This window comes from Blautia sp. AM23-13AC, assembly GCF_003435675.1.
GTDB lineage: Bacteria > Bacillota > Clostridia > Lachnospirales > Lachnospiraceae > Fusicatenibacter > Fusicatenibacter saccharivorans.
On sequence record NZ_QTUL01000001.1, the window covers coordinates 226,070 to 248,833 of the forward strand.

At 48.7% G+C, this 22,764-nt stretch carries 19 protein-coding genes; 6 read left to right on the top strand and 13 right to left on the bottom strand.

The window, feature by feature from the left end:
• Positions 1-105: 105 nt before the first annotated feature.
• Positions 106-1,194: a ribonuclease H-like domain-containing protein gene (locus tag DW642_RS01045; RefSeq protein WP_117509000.1), complete on the top strand. Its 1,089-nt coding sequence runs from the start codon at positions 106-108 to the stop codon at positions 1,192-1,194.
• A 64-nt stretch (positions 1,195-1,258) separates the two neighbouring features.
• Here DW642_RS01045 and DW642_RS01050 read toward each other — a convergent pair whose 3' ends face one another.
• The 11 genes from DW642_RS01050 to DW642_RS01100 all read right to left on the bottom strand — a co-directional run bounded on the left by DW642_RS01050 (position 1,259) and on the right by DW642_RS01100 (position 14,328).
• Positions 1,259-2,335 carry a putative ABC transporter permease gene (locus tag DW642_RS01050; RefSeq protein WP_117509001.1) on the bottom strand — a complete coding sequence of 359 codons (1,077 nt, stop codon included), beginning with the start codon at positions 2,333-2,335 and terminating at the stop codon, positions 1,259-1,261.
• A 147-nt stretch (positions 2,336-2,482) separates the two neighbouring features.
• Positions 2,483-4,384 carry a bifunctional 4-hydroxy-3-methylbut-2-enyl diphosphate reductase/30S ribosomal protein S1 gene (locus DW642_RS01055; RefSeq protein WP_117509002.1) on the bottom strand — a complete coding sequence of 634 codons (1,902 nt, stop codon included), beginning with the start codon at positions 4,382-4,384 and terminating at the stop codon, positions 2,483-2,485.
• A gap of 32 nt (positions 4,385-4,416) precedes the next feature.
• Positions 4,417-5,082, bottom strand: coding sequence for a (d)CMP kinase (cmk, locus tag DW642_RS01060; protein WP_022462337.1), 666 nt, complete (start codon positions 5,080-5,082; stop codon positions 4,417-4,419).
• A 44-nt stretch (positions 5,083-5,126) separates the two neighbouring features.
• The gene (locus DW642_RS01065) at positions 5,127-6,374 is read right to left on the bottom strand and encodes an NAD(P)/FAD-dependent oxidoreductase (protein ID WP_117509003.1); all 1,248 of its coding nucleotides are present in this window, start codon (positions 6,372-6,374) and stop codon (positions 5,127-5,129) included.
• Positions 6,371-7,345 (bottom strand): MurR/RpiR family transcriptional regulator, encoded by a 975-nt coding sequence (locus DW642_RS01070; RefSeq protein ID WP_117509159.1) that lies wholly within the window; start codon positions 7,343-7,345, stop codon positions 6,371-6,373. The genes DW642_RS01065 and DW642_RS01070 overlap by 4 nt, the downstream gene beginning before the upstream one ends.
• A gap of 230 nt (positions 7,346-7,575) precedes the next feature.
• Positions 7,576-8,985, bottom strand: a complete 1,410-nt coding sequence (locus DW642_RS01075; RefSeq protein ID WP_022462334.1) for an oxaloacetate decarboxylase subunit alpha — start codon at positions 8,983-8,985, stop codon at positions 7,576-7,578.
• 49 nt (positions 8,986-9,034) lie between these two features.
• Positions 9,035-10,186 (bottom strand): sodium ion-translocating decarboxylase subunit beta, encoded by a 1,152-nt coding sequence (locus DW642_RS01080; RefSeq protein WP_022462333.1) that lies wholly within the window; start codon positions 10,184-10,186, stop codon positions 9,035-9,037.
• A 33-nt stretch (positions 10,187-10,219) separates the two neighbouring features.
• Complete coding sequence (locus DW642_RS01085; protein ID WP_117509004.1) at positions 10,220-10,597, bottom strand: biotin/lipoyl-containing protein; 378 nt, start codon at positions 10,595-10,597, stop codon at positions 10,220-10,222.
• A gap of 14 nt (positions 10,598-10,611) precedes the next feature.
• On the bottom strand, positions 10,612-11,385 hold the full coding sequence (locus DW642_RS01090) for an OadG family protein (protein WP_117509005.1): 774 nt from the start codon (positions 11,383-11,385) through the stop codon (positions 10,612-10,614).
• A gap of 15 nt (positions 11,386-11,400) precedes the next feature.
• A complete protein-coding gene (locus tag DW642_RS01095) occupies positions 11,401-12,834 on the bottom strand; it encodes an acyl-CoA carboxylase subunit beta (RefSeq protein ID WP_022462330.1) in 1,434 nt (477 codons plus the stop codon).
• A 270-nt stretch (positions 12,835-13,104) separates the two neighbouring features.
• Entirely contained in the window at positions 13,105-14,328 is a 1,224-nt protein-coding gene (locus tag DW642_RS01100) for a 6-phosphofructokinase (protein ID WP_117509006.1), read from the bottom strand.
• 268 nt (positions 14,329-14,596) lie between these two features.
• Here DW642_RS01100 and DW642_RS01105 point away from each other — a divergent pair, with 268 nt between their 5' ends.
• On the top strand, positions 14,597-15,979 hold the full coding sequence (locus DW642_RS01105; RefSeq protein WP_055226390.1) for an MATE family efflux transporter: 1,383 nt from the start codon (positions 14,597-14,599) through the stop codon (positions 15,977-15,979).
• Here the strand turns inward: DW642_RS01105 and DW642_RS01110 are convergent.
• Positions 15,964-17,199 (bottom strand): D-alanyl-D-alanine carboxypeptidase family protein, encoded by a 1,236-nt coding sequence (locus tag DW642_RS01110; protein ID WP_226906314.1) that lies wholly within the window; start codon positions 17,197-17,199, stop codon positions 15,964-15,966. The two genes, DW642_RS01105 and DW642_RS01110, sit on opposite strands and share 16 nt — an antisense overlap.
• Positions 17,200-17,477: 278 nt before the next feature.
• Here DW642_RS01110 and DW642_RS01115 point away from each other — a divergent pair, with 278 nt between their 5' ends.
• From DW642_RS01115 to DW642_RS01130, 4 genes are all read left to right on the top strand, one after another.
• Positions 17,478-18,017, top strand: coding sequence for a cupin domain-containing protein (locus DW642_RS01115; protein ID WP_055226534.1), 540 nt, complete (start codon positions 17,478-17,480; stop codon positions 18,015-18,017).
• Positions 18,018-18,089: 72 nt separating this feature from the next.
• Positions 18,090-19,163 (top strand): ABC transporter ATP-binding protein, encoded by a 1,074-nt coding sequence (locus DW642_RS01120; RefSeq protein ID WP_117509007.1) that lies wholly within the window; start codon positions 18,090-18,092, stop codon positions 19,161-19,163.
• A complete protein-coding gene (locus DW642_RS01125; RefSeq protein WP_055218051.1) occupies positions 19,135-19,977 on the top strand; it encodes an ABC transporter permease in 843 nt (280 codons plus the stop codon). The genes DW642_RS01120 and DW642_RS01125 overlap by 29 nt, the downstream gene beginning before the upstream one ends.
• 23 nt (positions 19,978-20,000) lie before the next feature.
• Entirely contained in the window at positions 20,001-21,875 is a 1,875-nt protein-coding gene (locus DW642_RS01130) for an extracellular solute-binding protein (protein ID WP_179964625.1), read from the top strand.
• Positions 21,876-21,974: 99 nt separating this feature from the next.
• On the opposite strand, the gene DW642_RS01135 is transcribed toward DW642_RS01130, so the two are convergent.
• A complete protein-coding gene (locus tag DW642_RS01135; RefSeq protein ID WP_055226396.1) occupies positions 21,975-22,763 on the bottom strand; it encodes a zinc dependent phospholipase C family protein in 789 nt (262 codons plus the stop codon).
• Position 22,764 lies beyond the last annotated feature (1 nt).

Here is a 22,764-nt window from a genome sequence, read left to right on the forward strand (position 1 = left end):
TCTCATCACGCAACGATTAGTCGCTGTCTTTCTTGCATGTCAGATTTTTTCGTCTTATAATATCTTTAGATTCAAAAAAGTTTTTCAAAGGAGACAAAAAACCTTATGCAGATCATAGATTCTACCCCCGCTGCTCTCTCTGCCAATCTTCAGATGTATCTGAGAAACGGCGATGTCTTTTTCGATATTGAGACGACCGGCCTTTCCTGGCGTACCTCGCATCTCTATCTGATTGGTGCGCTGTTCTTTGACCCGGCCGCGGATGCTTTCACACTGCGCCAGTGGTTTCTTGATCGACCGACCGAAGAAAAAGAGATGCTTGTCTCTTTTTTCACGTTTCTTTCCGACGTGAAGCAGCTGGTGCATTTTAATGGAACGACATTTGATCTTCCTTACCTCACACACAAAGCACTGTTTTATCAGATGGAAGATCCGCTTTCGTCAATCGCATCCCTGGATCTTTATCAGGCACTCCGCCCGTTTCAGTCAATCCTGGGACTTTCTTCAATGAAACAGAAAAATGTGGAACAGTATCTCTCATTCCCACGGAAGGATCAACTTAACGGAAAACAGTTGATTTCTGTTTACCACGACTATCTTCAGACACTGGATAAAAAGAAACTGGAACTGCTTTTCCTTCACAATTATGAGGATGTCCTCGGCATGGGTTCTGTTCTGGAACTGCTCTCGCTTCCTGCCCTGTTTCACGGCGATTTTTCTGTCCAGTCGTGTCGTTTTACCGGACAGACACTGGAAGTTTCACTGCAGCCCGAGCGGGAAGTTCCGGTTTTCCTCTCCCGTGTCTGCGCGGATGGTTCTCTTACAGCCTTTGGTTCACGGGTTTCTCTCTCCCTGCAGACGCATACGGCGGAGCTGAAATATTTCTTCCCGGACTATAAGAATTACTATTATCTTCCGCTGGAGGATCAGGCTGTTCACAAGAGCGTTGGCGCGTTTGTCGATCCGGAACACCGTCAGAAAGCAAAGGCTGCCAACTGCTATCAGCGGCGGACCGGTACATTTCTTCCGCAGCAGAAAGAGTTTTTCACCCCGGCCTTCCGCGAGGATTTCAAAAGCCGCCCTTACTATTTTGAGTGGTCCGATGCCTTTCTTTCGCAGGAAAATCTCCTGAAAGAGTATCTCTGTTCCGAGCTTCAGCTCTTTTTCAAATACGATAGCAAAACCAGAAAATAAAACAGCCGTACACGTTTTTGCATGCACGGCCGTTTTTCCGGGACTGTCCTTTCCAAGCAGTCCTTTATTTTTTCTCTTCTTTCTCTTCTACCTTTTTTTCTTCCTTTTTCAGAGAAGCATGATGCGTTCCCTGCAGATGCGGATAGGCGCGCAGATAACGTTTCGTTGTCAGGCGCATCAGCCAGTTGGTCGGAAGCTGCGGTTTTGTCATCTGGTCAAAGCGCTCCAGCAACCCTTTAAGATCCGGCATCTTATCGCTGCGCACATCAAATCCAAGCGCCACAAACCGTTCCTTCTGCTCTGCTCCAAACTCGGTCAGGCGCTCCTTCTGCTCTGCTCCGAACTCCATCAGGCGGTTCTTCGACTCGGAAAGCGGATTTCTTCTTCCCTCGGCTTCTTTCCGCTCCTTCTCCAGCTTCTGCATCTGCTCCATTGCCTCAAACAGTGTCCGGCGCTTCTCGGCCAGATATTCTTTCATCTTATCTCTGGAGTACTCTGCACGATACTGCTGTACTTTCGCATTCATCTCCTCGGCAAGCTGGTTAAAGCGGGATTTCTGCAGATATTCCAGAAATTCTCCCCACGTTTTCTCCAGACTGCGCATCTTCTGTCCCAGCTGGAATGCTGCGGCTGCGGAAAATCCAAAATCTACCAGATAGCAGACGGTAACAACGGAAACAATGATCTCTCCTGTAGTATCCGAAACAAGATTCACTACTTTCACGGCAATCGGCTGCAGAATATAAAACAGCCCCAGTGTAAAGAATCCCCAGGCAATCGAACTGCTGAGGCAGATCTTTCCCTGAAAATTAAACTTCTGATTGCTGTAGTCCCACCAGTGCGCATGAAAAATGGTCTCCATCAGCACGCCGGTTACATATTCCAGAACCGTCGCTACAATGACACCTCCGAAATACAGTGCCCAGACGTTCGCTTCAAACGGGCGCAGGATCAAGTATACCATAACAGCGCCGGTGCCGTACAGTGTCAGCAGCGGACCATTGACAAAACCACGGTTGACCAGTTTTTTCTGCCGGATCGATACATAGGAACTCTCCCAGATCCATCCGCAGAAGCTGTACAGCCAGAACCATGCTAGAACGTGGTACAGATCCACACCCAGAATCTTCATCTCCCACATAAACTTTCATCCCCTTTTTCTTTTCTGGTGCTAAAAACAGGATGATAAGAAAATACCGCAGGCAACAGGTTTCCTGTCTGTTCAGGAAACCCGGTTGTCTACGGCATTCTAATCATCCAACTGCAGCACCTGCAAGTTAAATTATTCTTACTCTTCTACTGGCTCTTCGTTTTCCAGAGCTTTCATGCTCAGAGAGATTTTTTTGTCTTCCTCGTTGAAATCAACTACTTTTGCAGTGATTTCCTGTCCGATTTTCAGTGCATCAGACGGTTTCTCAACATGCTCTCTGGAAATCTGGGAAACATGAAGCAGAGCATCTACGCCCGGCTCAAGCTCAACGAATGCACCAAAGTCAGTCATACGGGCAACACAGCCTTCTACTACATTGCCTACAGCGTATTTATCAGCAGCGTTCAGCCACGGATTCTCTTCCGGGAATTTTAAGGAAAGAGCGATCTTGTCGCCGTTGATGTCTTTGATCAGAACTTTTACAGTCTCACCAACTTTGAATACTTTTTTCGGGTTCTCTACGCGGCCCCAGGACATCTCAGAGATGTGAAGCAGTCCGTCAGCTCCGCCCAGATCGATGAATGCGCCGAAATCGGTAACATTCTTAACAGTTCCCTCTACAACATCGCCAACTGCGATGCGTGCGAACAGTTCTTCCTGCAGTTTCTTCTTCTCAGCAACGATGAGCTGTTTGCGGTCACCGATGATGCGTCTTCTTCTCGGGTTGAACTCGGTAATAACGAATTCAATTTCCTGATCTGCATATTTAGACAGATCTTTTTCATATACATCAGATACAAGGCTGGCCGGAATGAATACTCTGGTCTCCTCAACAACTACGGATAATCCTCCGTTCAGTACCTGTGTTACTTTTGCTTTCAGAACTTCATGATTCTCGAATGCTTCCTCGAGTCTCTTGTTGCCTTTTTCAGCAGCAAGTCTCTTGTAAGTAAGAAGGACCTGTCCCTCTCCATCATTTACTTTCAGAACTTTGACTTCCATTTTGTCACCTGGCTGTGCAACGGTGTGAAGATCGATGGAAGAATCGTTGGAATATTCGTTTTTGGTAAGAATACCATCGGCTTTGTATCCGATATTCAGGATAATCTGATCGTCTTTGACATCGATTACAGTACCCTCAACGACTTCTCCGTTTCTGATTGTTTTAAATGATTCATCCAGCATTTGTTCAAAACTCATTTCTGACATTTTTTGAACCTCCTCAATTATTTTATTCGGGGTGGATGCCCCAGCTGTAATACCTACGCGACCAAATGATTGAAAAGGCTTAGATTCCAAATCAACGAGTGTCTCTATAAAGTAAGTATTTTTACATTCTTCTTTACATATCTCATACAGCTTTTGCGTGTTTGAACTATGTCTGCCTCCCACGACAAACATGGCATCAACCTTCCTGGCAATTGCTCTCGCTTCCGTCTGTCTTTCCTCGGTAGCGTTGCAGATAGTCTTTAAAACAGTACTATCATAACTCTTTTTCAAAAAAATTTCAACTAAATCTTTAAATTTGTTGTAATTAAATGTCGTCTGTGCCACAATAGATATTGGTTTTCCATTTTCGGGCACAAAACTTTCCGCTTCTTCGGCGGTATGCATCACGGTAACCGGACCGCTCGCCCATCCCATGATGCCCTGTACCTCCGGATGATCCGCGCTTCCGATGATGACGACGTGGCGGCCTTTTCTGCCCTCCTCGTCCACAATCCGGTGGATCTTCTTGACAAACGGGCACGTCGCATCTACAATCTTCATGCCGCGCGCTTCGATCTTTTCACAGACATCCCGCGACACGCCATGCGACCTGATCACAACGGTTCCGCCGGAAAGCCCCTCTAGTTCATCTTCCGAATGGATCACCTGCACGCCGCGGTTTTCGAGATCCTCCACAACCTGTTCGTTGTGAATAATCGGCCCGAAGGTGTAGACCGGCTTTTCACCGCTCTCAATTTCACGGTATACCGTATCGACCGCCCGTTTGACGCCGAAGCAGAAGCCTGCACTTTTTGCAACAGTTACTTCCATCTGTTTTTCTTCTCCTCTTTTCTCTGCCGCGTTTACATGCGCTCGCGGGCAAGGCTTAAGATCTTTTCCACAACCTCATCGATCGTCATTTCAGAGCTGTCAACGAGTACGGCGTCTTCTGCCTGTACCAGCGGGGAATGCTCTCTGTGCATGTCCTGATAATCACGCTCATTGATATCTTCCTCGATTTTCGCAAGATCGGCTGTCTGTCCCTTTTCGGTCAGCTCTTTCCAGCGGCGCAGTGCGCGGACATGGGCACTTGCTGTCAGATAGACTTTCAACGGTGCGTTCGGCAGAACGGCAGTTCCGATATCGCGGCCGTCCATCACAAGATCCGTATTCTCCGCCATCTCCTGCTGCAGCTCCACGAGTTTTTTCCGTACTTCCAGATAGGCGCTTGTCGCGGATGCCATCTTTCCAGCCTCCTCGGTGCGCAGTCTTCCGGTGACATTGACGCCGTTTAAATAAACCTGCTGCTCTCCGTTTTCGTAGGAAATGGAAATTTTCACATCTTTGCAGGCTGCCTCAATTTTTTCCTGCTCTTCCGGTGCAATGCCAAGATCTGAAAAATAGATGCCCATGGCACGGTACATTGCTCCTGTATCAACGTAGACAAACGAAAGCTCCTTTGCCACACGTTTTGCGATTGTACTTTTGCCAGCGCCTGCCGGTCCGTCAATTGCAAGATTAAATCTCATCTTCTCTCTTCCTCCTGAAAATTCTAAAATCTGTGATCCATATTTTATTCCTGTTCTTCCTTTGCCCGGATCTCTTCGGCTGCAGCGTGGGCACTTGCCCAGGCAATCTGCAGATTGAAGCCGCCGGTCAGTGCATCGAGATCGAGCACTTCTCCTACGAAGTACAGACCTTCTTTTTTCTTTGCCTCCATCGTGCCCGGACGGATCTCTTTCACGGAAACACCACCCTGTGTGATAATTGCTTCACGGAAACCCCGTGTTCCGGTTACTGTAAACGGGAAATGCGTGATCAGCTCTTCAAAGTGCTGACGCTCCGCTTTCGATACGGCATTGACCTGTTTGTACGGGTCGATCCCGCCAAGAGAGAGCATCACCGGAAGCAGTTTCGCCGGGAACAGACTGTTGATCACGTTGCGGAACTGTTTGTTCCGGTTTTCCTCAAATTCACGCAGGATCCGCGCATCCAGCTGTTCTTCCGTGAGTGCCGGCTTCAGGTTCAGATATCCTTTCAGCGGCTGCTGTTCCAGTGCTTTTCCGATGTAGGAGCTCGCAGAAAGCCCCAGCGGGCCGGAAATTCCGAAATGTGTAAACAGCATCTCGCCGAATCCATCGAACAGCGTCTTTTTGCCGTTTTTAATCGTCATCGTCACATTTTTCAGGGAGAGTCCCTGCAGCTCACGGATGTACGCTTCCTCTGTTTCCAGCGGCACCAGCGCCGGGCGGAGCGGAGTGACGGCAAGTCCTGCCTTTTCTGCGAAACGGTAGCCGTCTCCATCCGACCCCGTCGTCTGGTACGACATACCGCCGGTTGCGACAACGACATCATTGTAAAAAAGCTCTTTCCCGTTTTCCAGGCGGATTCCTTTCACGCGGTCTCCTTCGAAAAGAAGCTCTTTTACTTTTGTATTCTTATGCACCTGCACATTTTTCCGTTTCAGTTCCGTCTCCAGCGCGCGGATAATATCCGAGGAGTGATCTGACTCCGGGAAGACACGGTTTCCGCGCTCCACTTTTAAGCGGACACCTGCCGCTTCGAAAAACTCCTGCACCTGGGCGCTGTCAAAGCTGTAGGCGGAGCTGTACAGAAATTTCGGGTTTGTCACCACATTCGTGAAGAACTCTTCTGTCGGGCAGTCGTTTGTCACATTGCAGCGGCCCTTTCCTGTGATAAACAGCTTCTTTCCCAGCTTTTCATTTTTTTCATAGAGATGAATCTCTGTCTTTTCGCCGGCGGCAAGCACGGCGGTCATCATTCCGGCGGCGCCTCCGCCGATTACTGCTGCTTTTCTCATGCTTTCTCCTTTACCGGCAGAGCTGCCTTTTTTCCGCCCATGGGACGTGCATCGTCCAGCCCGTTGATTTCATCGTTGCTGTAAACCTGGTACTCATCCCACAGTTTTTCCATGCTCTCAAGTGTCTTTTTCACATCCGCCTGGCGTTTCATGCAGAGCGCCACGACAAGCGCATTGATTACACTCAAAGGGGCCACCAGAGAATCAACGATCGATGCCATATCGCTCTTGGCAATCAGCGTACAGGCTGCATAAACATTCATCGGTGAATGCACACTGTCTGTGATCGTAATCACCTTCGCTTTGCGGCTGTTCGCAAATTCCAGTGCCTTCATCGTACGCATCGAATACCGCGGGAAGCTGATGCCGATCACCACATCATCCTCCGTGATGCGGATCATCTGCTCGAAAATCTCGCTGGAACTGTTTGTCTGTACCTGGCGCACATCCGGGAAAATCATATGGAAATAGAACGCCAGAAAGCTCGCAAGCGGCGCGCAGCTCCGAATGCCGACAATGTAAATTGTCCGCGCAGAAAGAATCGTATCCGCAGCGCGCTCAAAGGCGCTCCGGTCCACTTCTTCCAGCGTCATCTTGATTTTTTCAATATCCGACTGCAGGACGGTCTCCAGAATTTCTCCCTGCGGCACGCGGCCATACGTAAACTGCATCCGCTGCACTGAATTCAGACGATTCATCACCATCTCCTCCAGTGCGCGCTGGAACTCCGGATATCCCGCGTAGCCAAGCTGCATCGCAAAGCGAACCGTTGTCGATTCGCTGACGCCGACCTGCTGTCCCAGGCGCGCTGCCGTCATCGATACGGCCTGGTCATAATGTGCCGTAATAAAATCTGCCAGCCTCTTCTGTCCTTTGCTCAACTTTCCGTAATTTTGATTCAGACGAATGAGGAGATTCTCGTTCGCTGCCTTCTGCTCTTCTGAAGAAGACTGTTCTTTTTCTTTTTTCATGTTATTTTCTTCCTGATTTGTTTTTCCGATCTGCAAATGCCGTTCGGCATCCACATTTTTTCTTTTGGGGGCATCCTGATTCTTTTTCGGACACACCTCGATCTTTTGAATTATAACACGAATAAATTACTGACGCAATGGCTGAAAAGCTGAAAAGGAAAGCCGGTGTTCTGCATTCCCTTTTTACGGGGAACACAGAACACCGGCTGATTTTTTTACTCAGATTTTATTTAGACCGGATATGCGCCGTCTTTTTTGTCAGCGGCTGCCGGATCTACTTTTGTCTGCTGCGCTTCACGATATTTGAAGAAGTCTACAGCTACCTGCGGGAACAGAGCGTAGGTTAATACATCCTCATCCTGCTGTTTCCACTGCTCGATCTCTTTCTCCAGTTTCGGAAGCTCCGGCTCAAGCAGGTCTGCGTAGCGGCAGGTGATCGGCTCGGTATCGCCGATGCATTTCTTCTGTACTTCCGGATTGAACGGTTTTACAGTTGCACCGTATTTTCCGGCAAGAACGTCTTTTGTCTCTTTCGTTACCATCTTGTAACGCTCGCCCATCAGGACATTGAATACAGCCTGGGTACCAACGATCTGGGAAGACGGAGTAACCAGCGGGCACTCGCCGAGGTCTTTTCTTACGCGCGGTACTTCTTCGAGTACATCGTAGTATTTGTCCTCTGCGTGCTGCTCTTTTAACTGGCTTGTCAGGTTGGAGAGCATACCGCCCGGTACCTGATACAGAAGAGTCTTGATATTTACGCCAAGGTTCTTCGGATTTAAGAGGCCTGTATCGAGCGCTTCGTCTCTCATCGGACGGAAGTAATCTGCGATCTCAGCCAGTTTGTTCTGATCCAGACCAGTATCGTATGGAGTGCCTTTGAAGGTTTCAACCATAACCTCAGTTGCCGGCTGTGAAGTACCCATAGCGAATGGAGACATTGCGGTATCGATGATATCAACACCAGCCTCTACTGCTTTCAGGTACGTCATGGATGCAACACCGGAAGTATAGTGGGTGTGCAGCTGAATCGGAAGATCGGTTGCTTCTTTCAGCGCGGTTACCAGCTCAGTTGCCTTGTACGGAACGAGCAGGCCTGCCATATCTTTAATACAGATGGAATCTGCACCCATCTCTTCGATTCTCTTTGCCATGGTGGTCCAGTAATCCAGGGTGTAAGCATCTCCTAAAGTATAGGAAAGTGCTACCTGTGCGTGGCCTTTTTCTTTGTTTGCTGCGCTGACAGCGGTCTGCAGGTTGCGCAGATCGTTCATACAGTCAAAAATACGGATGATGTCGATTCCGTTTGCAATGGATTTCTGTACGAAATACTCTACTACGTCGTCTGCGTACGGACGATATCCCAGGATATTCTGTCCACGGAACAGCATCTGCAGTTTTGTATTTTTGAATCCGTCACGGAGTTTTCTCAGTCTCATCCATGGATCTTCATGCAGAAAACGTAAGGAAGCATCGAAAGTTGCACCTCCCCAGCACTCTACTGCGTGATATCCGACTTTATCCATTTTATCGATGATCGGAAGCATCTGTTCTGTTGTCATTCTCGTCGCGATCAGGGACTGATGTGCATCACGCAGAACAGTTTCCATAATCTTGACAGGTTTCTTTTCTACTGCCATTTCTATCCTCCTAAATGAAGTGTTTTTCACTTGTGTTTGTCTCAAGAAGTTATACACCAAAGATCGCCATGAAGGTACCGGCCGCTACGGCTGTACCGATAACACCGGCTACATTCGGTCCCATTGCATGCATCAGCAGGAAGTTCGTCGGATCTGCCTCCGCACCGACTTTCTGGGATACACGGGCTGCCATAGGTACCGCAGATACACCTGCAGAACCGATCAGCGGGTTGATTCTTCCGTGGGTTGCCTTGCACAGTACCTTTCCTAACAGGACACCGCCTGCGGTACCGAATACGAATGCGATCAGACCCAGGGCAACGATCTTTAAGGTGCTGACATTTAAGAATGCCTCAGCACTTGTGGATGCACCAACGGAAGTACCAAGAAGGATAACTACAATGTACATCATGGCATTGGAAGCTGTCTCCTGGAGCTGTTTTACAACGCCGCACTCACGGAACAGGTTACCAAGCATCAGCATACCTACCAGCGGAGCGGTAGATGGAAGGATCATGCAGACAACGATGGTGATAACAATCGGGAACAGGATCTTCTCGAGTTTGGATACGGAACGAAGCTGCTCCATTTTGATTTTACGCTCTTTCTCTGTAGTCAGAAGCTTCATGACCGGCGGCTGGATGATCGGCACCAGTGACATATAGGAATATGCTGCTACGGCGATCGGTCCCATCAGATGCTGCTGTCCGAGTTTATTCAGAAGGAAAATAGAAGTCGGGCCGTCGGCACCGCCGATGATGGAGATAGCAGCTGCCTCTCTTCCATTGAATCCCATGAAAATAGCGAAGAAGTATGCCAGATAGATACCAAGCTGTGCTGCTGCACCCATGATAAAGCTGATCGGGTTTGCAATCAGCGGACCGAAGTCTGTCATCGCACCTACACCCATGAAGATCAGGGACGGAAGGATACTCCACTCGTCCAGAGTAAAGAAATAGTAGAACAGACCGCCCGCATGCTCAAGACCCTGTACGTCGGTATAAGGCTCAGCCATGATGTCCGGGTAAATGTTTACAAGCAGCATACCGAATGCGATCGGTACAAGAAGCAACGGCTCAAATTCATGCTTAATCGCAAGATACAAGAAGAAGCAAGCCACTGCGATCATAACGTAATTGCCCCAGTCCAGATTAAAAAACGCCGTCTGGTGAAGCAGGTTGTTTAAAGTTTCAGTAATCATTTTTTCACCTCCGGTTTTTTCTTACAACGGGCATTAGTTCATGGTTGCAAGAACGTCACCGGATTCTACTGCATCGCCTACTGCTACATTGATGGTTGCTACTGTGCCATCCTGCGGTGCTACAACCGGGATTTCCATCTTCATGGCTTCCAGTACAAGAACAGCATCTCCTGCTTTTACAGCGGTGCCTGCTGCTGCTTCGATTTTGCAGATTTTACCAGGTACAGAAGCAGTAACCTCTACGCTGCCTGCTGCGCCTGCCGGAGCTGCTGCTTTCGGTGCTGCCGGTGCTGCTTTTGGTGCCGGAGCTGCTTTTGCTGCGCTGACAACTGGAGCTGCGCCTGCTGTGGTTCCTTCTTCTACAGTTACGTTATATACATTTCCGTTTACGGTAATGGTGTAGTTTTTCATTGAAAATTTCCTCCTTAAGCTCTTTTGCCTTTTCTGCGGATCGGACGTGCAACATAAGCATCTCCGGATGCAGAAGCCATATCTTCTTCATACATGGCGATTGCAGCTGTAATAACAGCCTGCAGCTCCATATCGTCTGCTTGCGGTGCTGTCTCTTCAACAACCGGTGCTGCGACAGCCTTCGGTGCTTCCTGTACAGGTGCTGCCGGTGCTTTTTTCTTCTTCTTGTCTCCCAAAATGTAATCAAACGAAGAAATAACGAAAATCAGGAAAATCAGCATAACAAATACGGTACCGATTCCGATGATGGTGTTCATGCCGGCCTGGCCGATCAGAACGCCCTTTGACTCCTCAACGGTGATGGTGAGGTCGGTCGGAACTGGTGTTCCGGTGCTGATGTTCCAGAATACGCGGACAATACCAGGATTTTTTTCAAATTCACCCGGAATTGTGCAGGTTACAAAATCTCCGTCTACTTCGAGAGTACCGTCTTCCAGGCTTTTTACCTCTCCGAGGTCAGCCTTTGCCTCTTCCCATGCCTCAGCTGCTCTTGCATAGAACTGCTGGTCGGAAGCTTCCATATTGGCAAGATCGTCATCGCTGTAGGTCATCAGGCTCTGTCCTACCCACTGAACACTGGAGGAGAGCAGAGAATCTACCGTAGATGCCTCAACCGGTGAATAAGCCGGTGTAGATGCCGCATCCGCAAAAACAGGAGCTACGGTCACAACCATGGTGCAGGCTGCGGTAAGGACGAGACTTACTAATTTTTTCCAGTTCTTTCTCATCGTATGCCACCTTCCTTAGACTGTTCCGTGTTTTCTGTCCGGTCTGTCTTCTCTCTTGGTATACAGCATCTCGAATGCGCCGATAACATATTTTCTGGTGTCTTCCGGCTCGATGATGGTGTCCACATAGCCTCTTCTGGCTGCGGAAGTTACATTGTTCTGAAGGGTTGCATATTCAGCTGCTTTCTCGTTGATGGTAGCAGCGTCAGATCCTTCGTACATGATCTTTGCCGCAGATTTTGCATCCATCATTCCGATTTCTGCGTTCGGCCATGCAAATACCATGTCTGCTCCGATGGATTTGCTGTTCATGACAACGTATGCGCTTCCGTATGCTTTGCCGACAACAACGTTTACTTTCGGAACGGTTGCGTTTGCGAAAGCTGCGGTCAGGGCTGCTGCGTTCTTAGCCATGGTTCTCTCAGAGCATTTGGTTGCCTTGAATCCGGTTACGTTTGTGATGGTAAGTACCGGGATGCAGAAAGCATCGCAGAAGTTTACGAAATCTGCTGCTTTTTTGGCTCCTCTTGCGCTTAAGGTTCCATCCATTTTTTCTTTTACGGTTCCGTCCTCGCCGTAGATTTCAGAGCGGTTTGCAACTGCTCCTACGGTTGCTCCGTTTAACTGGATGAATGCGGTTACAACATCTTTTCCGTAAGCGGCTTTGGTCTCAAAATAGATGCCGTTGTCGCTGAGCTGGGAAAGAAGGATTCCGGTATCGCCTGCGCAGTTTGCAAGGTCTGCACATGCACGGTTCAGATCATCCTCGCACTCGGTGTATGCTTCGTCCTCGTTGTTTGCCGGAAGCATAGATACCAGGTTTCTGATCTGTCCGAGGATTTCTTCCTCGGTTCCAGCAAAGTCAACAAGACCTGCTTCTTCGCCCTGGAAATCTGCGGATGCGGTATCACATTTGGATACGTGGTTTCCGTCCAGTGCGTTCGGGGAGTTTACGAAAAGTTTTCCGTTTTTAGACTCCATGAACGTGAAGTCTGTCATAGCCGGGATGAGTGCCATACCGCCGCCGCAGGTACCAAATACTGCTGTGATCTGTGGAATCACGCCGGATGCCATTGCCTGCGCCATATAGATTTCGCCGAAACCGTTCAGAGCATCAGTTGCCTCCTGCAGACGCATACCGGCACAGTCTACCAGTCCGATGACCGGAGCACCTGTTTTCTGTGCAAACTCATACAGTCTCGCGATTTTTTTTGCATGCATTTCGCCGATGGTACCGCCCATCACAGACGCATCCTGGCTGTATACGTATACCAGGCTGCCGTTGATCACACCGTAACCAGTAATTACACCATCGGATGGTGTCTCCATGCCGGCCATGTTGAAATCTGTGCTTCTGGCAGTAACCTGTCCGCCGATTTCCACAAAGCTGTTTTCATCCAGCAAAGAGGCGATTCTTGTGCTCGCTAAACTTTGTGCTGTGTTACTCATTCTTCAAACCTCCATCTTTCTATTTTCATTATAAAATTTTAAACAAATTTTATACAAGTCTATCATATCTGTTTTTTCGTTTTTTTTCAATACTTTTTCTCACCTTTTTGACAGAAAATAGACAGAAAAATTTCAGATTTTTCCTATTATAAATAGAAGGTCAAACTTGATTTTTCCCGGCCTTTCCTTTTTCAAAAAGTCCTGTTTTCTTTCCGCATCGTACAAAAAAGCCGCCCGGCGGCGGCTTTTCTTACACGTTTTTCCTTCGGTTTAATATAGTTCAATGTGAACCGGAATTCCATTCTCATACTGCATCGCCGGTTCGCCAAGAATCAGCGGACGAAGATACGCCATCATCTCCTCGGTCACATCATGACCATCTTCTGTAATCCAGGAAAGCGGCACTTTCTTTTCTTTATTTGCCACTTCCGATACCGGAACGGAGGTATACTCCACGCGGTAAGGATCCGCGGAGATTCTTCGGATCGATGCCATCTGTCCTCCCTGTTTTTCCAGTGCACACTGGCAGGCTTTCATGCCGAGCATACGGGACTCCTCAAGATCGGTCGCACTCGCAAGATGAGCCGCGCACCGCTGCATCAGGTTCAGTTCAATCGATCTTACCTTACAGCCGATACGGTCACGCACCAGCTCTTCGAGTACTTTTGCAGAACCTGCAATGTAGCTGTGCCCAAACTGATCCTGTGTATCGCTCTGCACCTGCTCAGAAACATAGCGGCCCTCGCTGTCATGGATGCCCTCGCTGATTGCAACCAGAACACTGTCCTTCTGTTCCAGTTTTTCCTGCACATCCTTTAAAAACTGTTCGGTGTCAAAGACCGGCTCGCAAAGATAGATCAGGCTCGGCCCTTCTCCGCCGTTGACACGGGACAGTGCAGACGCTGCCGTCAGCCATCCTGCGTTTCTTCCCATGACCTCCACGATGGTCACAGCCTTCTTTTCATATACATGGCAGTCTCTCTCCAGCTCTGCAAAGGTTGCTGCCAGATATTTTGCCGCAGATCCAAAGCCCGGGCAGTGATCCGTTTCGACAAGATCATTGTCAATCGTCTTTGGCGCCCCGACAACAAACACATCGTCCACACCGTTTTCTTTGCAGTACTTTGACATCTTGTCTACGGTATCCATCGAATCATTTCCGCCGATATAAATAAAATAACGGATCTCATGTCTGCGAAAAATTTGAAGTATTTCTTCAAAATCCTCCTTGTTTTCTTCCGGATCGCCCAGTTTATAACGACAGGAGCCAAGCGCTGCTGCGGGGGTCTGCATCAGAAGAGAGATTTTTTCTGCTGAATCCAGTTTTTTTCCAAGATCAAGAAATTTTTCTGCAAGCACGCCTTCAATTCCATTTACTGCACCATAAATATGATCTACTTTTCCAGACAGCACTGCGCAGGAGACAACTCCTGCCACCGTTGCATTGATTGCCGCGGTCGGGCCGCCAGACTGCGCTACTAACAGATTTCGCATATGATTTTCCTCCATCTATTCCCACTACTTTCTAAAAGTTTTTCACGAAATCACTTTCGCTTCGTCCTATAGCGTACCATATTTTTTTTCTTCCGTACACCCTGTTTTGCGTTTCCGGGAAAAGCCTGTAGACTTTCACAACGGATTGCAAAGTTTTTCGTTTTTTTCTTGCAGGATTGCCCTTAAAAAGCTATAATAGAAGCAATGTCCACGAAAAGGACGCAGAAAAATATACGTTTCATCAACAAAAAAACTGGAGGTTTTTTTCATGCAGACCAAGCAAGATGGCCGTCTCGGCACCGAAAAAATCGGGAAACTGATGCTCGAACTGGCCCTTCCCTCTGTCCTCGCACAGATTGTAAATGTACTATATAACATTGTAGACCGCATTTATATCGGCCGGATTCCTGATGTTGGTTCCCTGGCACTGACCGGTGTCGGCGTCACGTTTCCGATTATCACAATCATCTCCGCCTTTGCCGGATTCGCAAGTGGAGGCGGTGCTCCTCTTGCCGCCATCGCACTCGGACAGAAAAACCGGGACCGCGCAGAAAAAATTCTTGGAAGCTCCACTTCCCTGCTGCTCTTTTTCTCCGTGTGTCTGATGGCGTTTTTCTTTTTCTTTCAGACACCGCTTCTGTACCTCTTTGGTGCAAGCAGCAACACAATCCGATACGCTTCCACGTATATTTCCATTTATCTTGTCGGAACCGTATTTGTCGAGCTGGCTGTCGGATTGAATACTTTTATCAGCTGTCAGGGACACGCACGCACGGCCATGTGCTCCGTTCTCATTGGCGCTGTTATCAACATTGGTCTTGACCCGGTTTTCATCTTCGTTCTTCATATGGGTGTTTCCGGGGCCGCACTTGCTACCATTCTCTCCCAGGCTTTAAGTGCTGCATGGGTTCTTCGGTTTCTTACCTCAAAAAAATCAGGTGTCCGCCTTTCTCTTCGCACCATGAAACCGGATTTTTCCATTTTAGGCTCTGTCATGGCACTCGGCATCTCACCATTTATCATGTCTGCAACGGAAAGTGCCATCACAATCGTCATGAACCACGGGCTGCAGACGTACGGCGGCGACCTCTATGTCGGCTCGATGACAATTCTCCAGTCGGTGCTGCAGCTGATTTTCGTACCGGTCAACGGCTTTACGAACGGTGTACAGCCGATCATCAGCTACAACTTTGGTGCAGGCCAGTTTGACCGTGTCCGCCAGACAATCCGGCGCATGATCGCCATTACTTTTACTGCCGCTTTCGTCTACGTTGTATTCGCAATGCTTCGTCCGGCTCTTTTTGCCGGTCTTTTCACGACTGACCCGGAACTGATTGTCATCGTAGAGAAGGTACTTCCGGTTTACATTGCCGGCATGGCAATTTTCGGACTGCAGAGCGGCGTACAGAGTTCCTTCCTCGGTCTTGGCCAGGCGAAGATTTCTCTTTTTATTGCACTGCTTCGAAAAGTCATCCTTCTGATTCCGCTTGCACTCATTCTGCCGCATTTCTTCGGTGTCATGGGCGTTTACTATGCAGAACCGATCGCTGATGTATGTTCTGTTATCACTGCCGTTACGCTGTTTCTCTGCAATATCCGGAAAATTCTTTCAACGGAAACACTTGCAAAAGTAACTCATACCGAAGAGTGACAAAAGAGGCGCTCTGCGACCTTTTCCATGCACCACCCATAATCAATTTTCTCGATCGTTTCGGCTGCATAGACGGGATATTCCGCGAGAAGAATCCCGTCGATCGAATACGTAACCGAACCGACCTTTTCTCCTTTCTTTACCGGGGCTTTCAAAAGCTCCGGTAAAAAAATGTCTTTTTCCGGTATTTCTGTCTCTTTCAGAAGAGCGGGAAGCGAGCGCGCCGGATCAAGCGCCGGACTTGTAAGGGTAAGGCGGGCGCTGCTTTTTACCTGCAGCATCCCGTCGTAAACACCGTCTGCTACTTCAATCTGCCCTGGGTTCCAGCTATGGTCCAGCACGTCACGATACATATACGATTCCAGCCCGTAGTTTAAAAGCTTTGCGGCATCCGCCCATTTATAGTTTTTATGGCTGGGCCATCCGCATGCAAGCAACGACACAATCAGACGCTTTCCATCCCGCTCCAGCGCACCGGTATAACAGTAACCGGCTTTTGCCGTGAAGCCGGTTTTTCCCGAAACAGCTCCATCCATCTGATCCAGCAGTGCGTTGTGATTATAGCAGTTGAACATGTTTTTCTTTTCCAGATCCCAGAAGGTATAGGACCGCGTCTGCGTCACTGCGAGAAACTGGGCGGCTTTCGGTGAAATCCAGACACAGTATCGCATGATCCGTGCCAGATCAGCTGCTGTCGTGTGGTGATCTCCGCCTGCGTCAGAAGCATCGAGACCGTTCGGCGTCACAAAATGCGTATCCGTACAGCCGATTGCTGCGGCTTTTTCATTCATAAGCGATGCAAATTCCTCTACACTTCCGCCGATGGTCTCTGCAATCATTACCGCCGCGTCGTTATGCGATTCCAGCATCAGGGAATACAGAAGATCGCCAAGCAGAAACTGTTCTCCCTCCCGCACACCGAGATGTACTTTCGGCGCTGCGGCTGCTTTAGCCGATGCAGTTGCGACCGTCTGCTCTTGTCCGTTTTCCAGTGCCAGAATGCATGTCATGATTTTCGTTGTGCTCGCCATTGCCATAGGATCTGTCTCGCGTTTTCCGAACAGCACACGGCCGGTATCGCCATCCATCAGGCATGCCGCCGTTGCAAACAGCTGATTCGGCTCGCTCTCCTGCTCTGTCGCAGTCACGGACACACTTCCCAAAAACAGAAGCAGGATTCCCAGGAAAAAACCTGTCTTGTTTCTTCTTTTTCTGTTCAAAATCAGATCCCCCTTGTGTTTTTTCTCTTTAAAAATGGAAAAGCCGGACGCTCTTTTGGGACCGGCTTTTTGTCTGCTTCTTCTTCATTATATGAGGTTTCCTGCAAAATCATGGTAAAATTTCACAAAGTTATTGACACTGCGATCCATATCATGTATAATTCCCCGTGTTTGTATAGAATTACTAAACTTTTTGTTTATTTTTACTGAGATTTCCTGAGAATCCGTATTCAGCAAAAGGATCCCGGGAAAGACTTTGGATGCAGAAAGGATTTTTTATGGAAATCGGAAAAAAAATCAGGGAACTGCGGATGTGGAAAGGGCTGACGCAGGAGGAACTGGCAGATCGGAGCGAGCTGTCAAAGGGATTTATTTCCCAGCTTGAAAACGATGTGACCTCTCCCTCGATCGCCACGCTGGTTGATGTTCTTACCTGCCTTGGAACGGATCTAAAAACGTTTTTCGGCGAAGAGCAGGACAATCAGGTTGTCTTTTGCGAAGAAGATTACTTTGTAAAGACCGCTGAAGCGCAGGGCAACGAGATCGCATGGATCGTTCCGAATGCACAGAAAAACAGGATGGAGCCAATCCGGCTGACGCTGCAAAGCGGCGCGTGCACCGAGATTGATTCACCGCATGAAGGCGAGGAATTCGGCTATGTACTTTCCGGCCGTATTCTCCTTCATCTTGGAGATGAATGCCACAAAGTGAAGAAAGGGGAAAGCTTCTACTATCCCGCTTCCTGTAATCACTATCTGGAAAATCCGGGTAAAACACCGGCCATCATTCTCTGGGTCAGTTCACCGCCTTATTTTTAGATTTTTTACACCGCGTGATTTTCACGAGAAACGGTGTTCCAAATTTCACAACCCGAAAGGAGCATATTACACATGAGTACCAAATTACTTGATCTGGTCAACATCACAAAATCGTACGACGGAGTTACCATTCTGGATGATCTGAATCTTTATATCCGTGAAAACGAATTTCTTACCCTCCTTGGCCCGAGCGGCTGCGGAAAAACAACCACATTACGTATCCTCGGCGGTTTTGAGACACCGGATGCCGGAAAGGTTTTATTTAACGGACAGGATATCACCCAGCTTCCGCCGAACAAACGCCAGTTAAATACGGTGTTCCAGAAATATGCTCTTTTCACGCATATGACAATTGCGGAAAACATTGCTTTCGGGCTGAAAATCAAAGGAAAATCCAAAGCATATATCGATGACAAAATCAAATACGCATTAAAACTTGTTAACCTTGAGGGTTACGAAAACCGCTCCCCGGCGCTTCTCTCCGGCGGCCAGCAGCAGCGAATCGCCATTGCGCGCGCGATTGTCAACGAACCAAAAGTTCTGCTTCTGGATGAGCCGCTCGGCGCACTTGACTTAAAGCTCCGTCAGGATATGCAGTACGAGTTGATCCGTCTGAAAAACGAGCTTGGTATCACCTTTGTCTATGTCACCCATGATCAGGAAGAGGCGCTTACTATGTCGGACACGATTGTTGTCATGAACCAGGGTTATATCCAGCAGATCGGCACACCGGAAGACATCTACAATGAGCCGCAGAACGCATTCGTTGCAGACTTCATCGGTGACAGCAACATTCTCGACGGCATCATGATTGAGGACCGTCTCGTCGAGATTCTCGGTGCGAAGTTCGAGTGCGTTGATGTCGGATTCGGCAAAAACAAACCGATCGACGTTGTGATCCGCCCGGAGGATATTGATCTTGTGAAGCCGGAGGAAGGTACCATCCGCGGACGTGTCACCCATCTGATTTTCAAAGGTGTTCACTATGAGATGGAGGTTACGGTGAACGGCTTTGAGCTTCTCGTTCACTCTACCGATCTGTTCCCGGTCGGACAGGAAGTCGGCATTCACGTCGATCCGTTCGATATCCAGATTATGAACAAACCGGAATCCGAAGATGAGGAGGCGGCAGCCATTGAAGAGTAATAAATTAAAGAAATGGCTGGCAGCACCGTATGCCGTCTGGGCTGCCGGTTTCATCATCATCCCGCTGATCCTGATTCTCTACTATGCGTTCACCGGGGAAGAAGGCGGCTTTACCCTTTCGAATTTCGCCTACGTTGCGACGAAGGAAAACATCAAGGCACTCGGCCTGGCGCTGTGGCTGTCGCTTCTTAGCACCGCGCTCTGTCTTTTGCTTGCCTATCCGCTTGCCATGATTCTGGCAAACCGGAATGTCAATCAGACCAGCTTTATTGTGCTGATCTTCATTCTCCCGATGTGGATGAATTTTCTGCTCCGTACGCTTGCATGGCAGACACTGCTTGAGAAAAACGGCGTCATCAACAGCATCCTCGCGTTTTTCCATCTGCCCGGCATTTCTATCATCAATACACCGGGAGCGATCATTCTCGGTATGGTGTACAACTTCCTGCCGTTTATGGTTCTGCCGATCTACAATGTTCTGATTAAGATCGACCGTGATGTCATCAACGCAGCAAGGGACCTCGGAGCAAACAGTGTGCAGACGTTTCTGAAAGTAACGCTGCCGCTCACCACGCCGGGTATCGTAAGCGGTATTACCATGGTATTCATCCCGGCGCTTACAACCTTTGTTATTTCCGACCTGCTCGGCGGAAGCAAGATCCTTCTGATCGGAAACGTCATCGAGCAGGAGTTCAAACAGACCAACAACTGGAATGCCGGAAGTGCACTCTCCACAGTCCTGATGATTTTCATCATCCTGTCGATGGTTCTGATGAACAAATACGATAAAGACGGGGAGGGAACGGCATTTTGAGAAAGAAACTGGAAAAAATTTACATGGCGCTCATCTTTATTCTTCTGTATGCGCCGATTGTCACCCTTGTGGTGCTCTCCTTTAATGCATCAAAAACGCGTGCCAAATGGGGCGGCTTTACGCTGCACTGGTACCGTTCACTGTTTGCCAATACAGAGATCATGAACGCGCTGTATACAACGTTAATCATTGCGCTTCTTGCCTCTGCGATTGCAACCATCCTTGGAACGCTTGCGTGCATCGGCATCAACAGCATGTCAAAAAAAAGCCGGACGCTTTTCATGGGTATTACGAACATCCCGATGCTGAACGGTGAGATCGTTATGGGAATCTCGCTGATGCTGCTCTTTATCATCTGCCGCATTCAGCTTGGATTCGGCACGATTCTGATGGCGCATATCACGTTCAATGTTCCTTATGTTATTTTGAGCGTTATGCCGAAATTAAAGCAGACGAACAAATCAACGTACGAGGCAGCCCTCGACCTTGGCGCTTCCCCTCTGTACGCGTTTTGGAAAGTCATCTTCCCGGACATCATGCCGGGTGTTGTTTCAGGCTTTCTGCTCTCCTTTACCATGTCCCTCGATGATTTCGTTATCACCTACTTCACCAAGGGACCGGGCGTTGATACGCTCTCCACAAAGATTTATGCCGAGGTCCGCAAGGGAATCAAGCCGGAGATGTACTCGCTCTCCACAATTCTTTTTGTCACCGTACTGCTTCTGCTGCTCCTTGTGAATGTGAATCCTTCTCCGAAGGAAGAAAAAGAGGAGGCAAAAGAGCGCGAGGCTATGGCGAAGAAGGGCATCCGTTTCCGCATCACGAAACGTGTGGTCTTCCGCCGGATTCTTCCGATCGCCATGGTGCTTGTCATCGGCGGCGGCGGTATTTACTACGGAAGCCAGAATGCTTCAGCCGGCGGCTCCCAGCAGCTGATTGTGTACAATTGGGGCGAATATATGGATTCTGATGTCATCGATATCTTTGAGGAAGAAACCGGTATCCACGTTGTTTACGAGGAGTATGAGACGAACGAAATCATGTATCCGAAGATCAAATCCGGTGCGATTTCCTACGATCTTGTCTGCCCGTCCGACTATATGATTCAGAAGATGATCCAGAACGATCTGCTGCAGCCGATCAACTTTGACCATATTCCGAACGCTTCCAACATTGGAGATATGTACTACGAGACTTCCGAGCAGTTCGACCCGGGCAATCTCTACTCGATCCCGTACTGCTGGGGAACAGTTGGTATTCTGTACAACAAAAAAATGGTAAGCGAGCCGATCGACTCCTGGTCTGTTCTGTGGGATACCAATTACCGCGACAGCATTCTGATGCAGGACAGCGTGCGCGATGCGTTTGCTGTTGCTTTAAAGGATCTGGGATACTCCTTAAACTCCACCAATATCAAGGAGCTGACGGAGGCGAAGGATCTGCTTGTGACACAGAAACCTCTCGTGCAGGCGTACGTTGTGGATCAGGTGCGTGACAAGATGATCGGAAATGAGGCGGCTATCGGCGTTATTTACTCCGGTGAAGCTATCTACACGAAGCGTGAAAACCCGGATCTGGAATACGTTGTTCCAAAAGAAGGCTCCAACGTCTGGATCGATTCCTGGTGCATTCCAAAAGATGCGCAGCATGTCGAGAACGCAGAGAAATTCCTGAATTTCCTCTGCCGGCCGGACATCGCACTGAAAAACTTTGAGTATATTACCTACTCTACGCCGAATGATGCGGCGCGTGAACTGATTGAGGATGACGATATCCGAAACAGTGAAATCGCCTTCCCGGATGAGGAAACGCTTGCACGGTGCGAAACCTTTACGTATCTTGGCGATGATGCCGATGAGGTTTACAACCAGCTGTGGCGTGAAGTAAAATCAAATTAAAGATCTGCTTTCGGACAAAAAAAGATCCCGGTCAGGAATTCTTAGGAAAGATTCCTGCCGGGATTTTTCTATTCTTACTGTTGCTCTCAAAAGTCTGTTTTAATCAAAATTGTGGTCAAAGCGCGGGGAAAGCGTTCCGTTTCCATGGAGCACTTCATCCAGCTTTACAAGCTCCTGCGGCGCCTCTGCAAGCGCTCTTTCGTACAGGTGGACAAGATTCCGTGTGCCCGCTTCGCATTCCTTCTGAGGCCTTCCAGGCATCACACGGCCGCCCATCGAATCATAGCAGCCGACCAGTTTCATCGCTCCAAGAAGAAGGCTTCTTACCGCACTGCTGCGGCAGATCGTGATTCTCGTCCAGAGCTTCATGCCCTTCAGGCATTCGACAATTTCTGTTTCCCCGATTTCCGGAAAACAGCGGTGGATGACCTTGTTGCCGTCGGTGTGCGGGCAGATCGGCGATGCCGGACGGTATACGAGCGGATCGAGGCCGTCCTCCAGCATGAAGTACTGGTCAAGGCTCGTCTCAATCTTTGCATGGGAAATTCCAGTGTGATCCACAAATTTCCCGATATACGGATGACACGTCGAATCGAGAAGGTAATGGCAGGCAAAGCCTAACAGATACGCTTCCATCGCCTCTGACGGGCTCTGCTGATACTTTTTCACCTCATCCTCGAACAGAACGGAAGCCGTCTGCTCATGCAGAAGCGTTCCGTAATCAGACACACGGTTTTTCGAGAACGGATGGTAATAAAAGAAGATATCCGGCCCGTGCAGTCCGATCAGATACAATTTTTTGTTTTCTCGAATGATCTTTTTCAAATTTGCCGGAAGCTGTTCATAGACTTCTCTTCCGAACCTGTCGTGTGCGTACGTAGTAGGCATA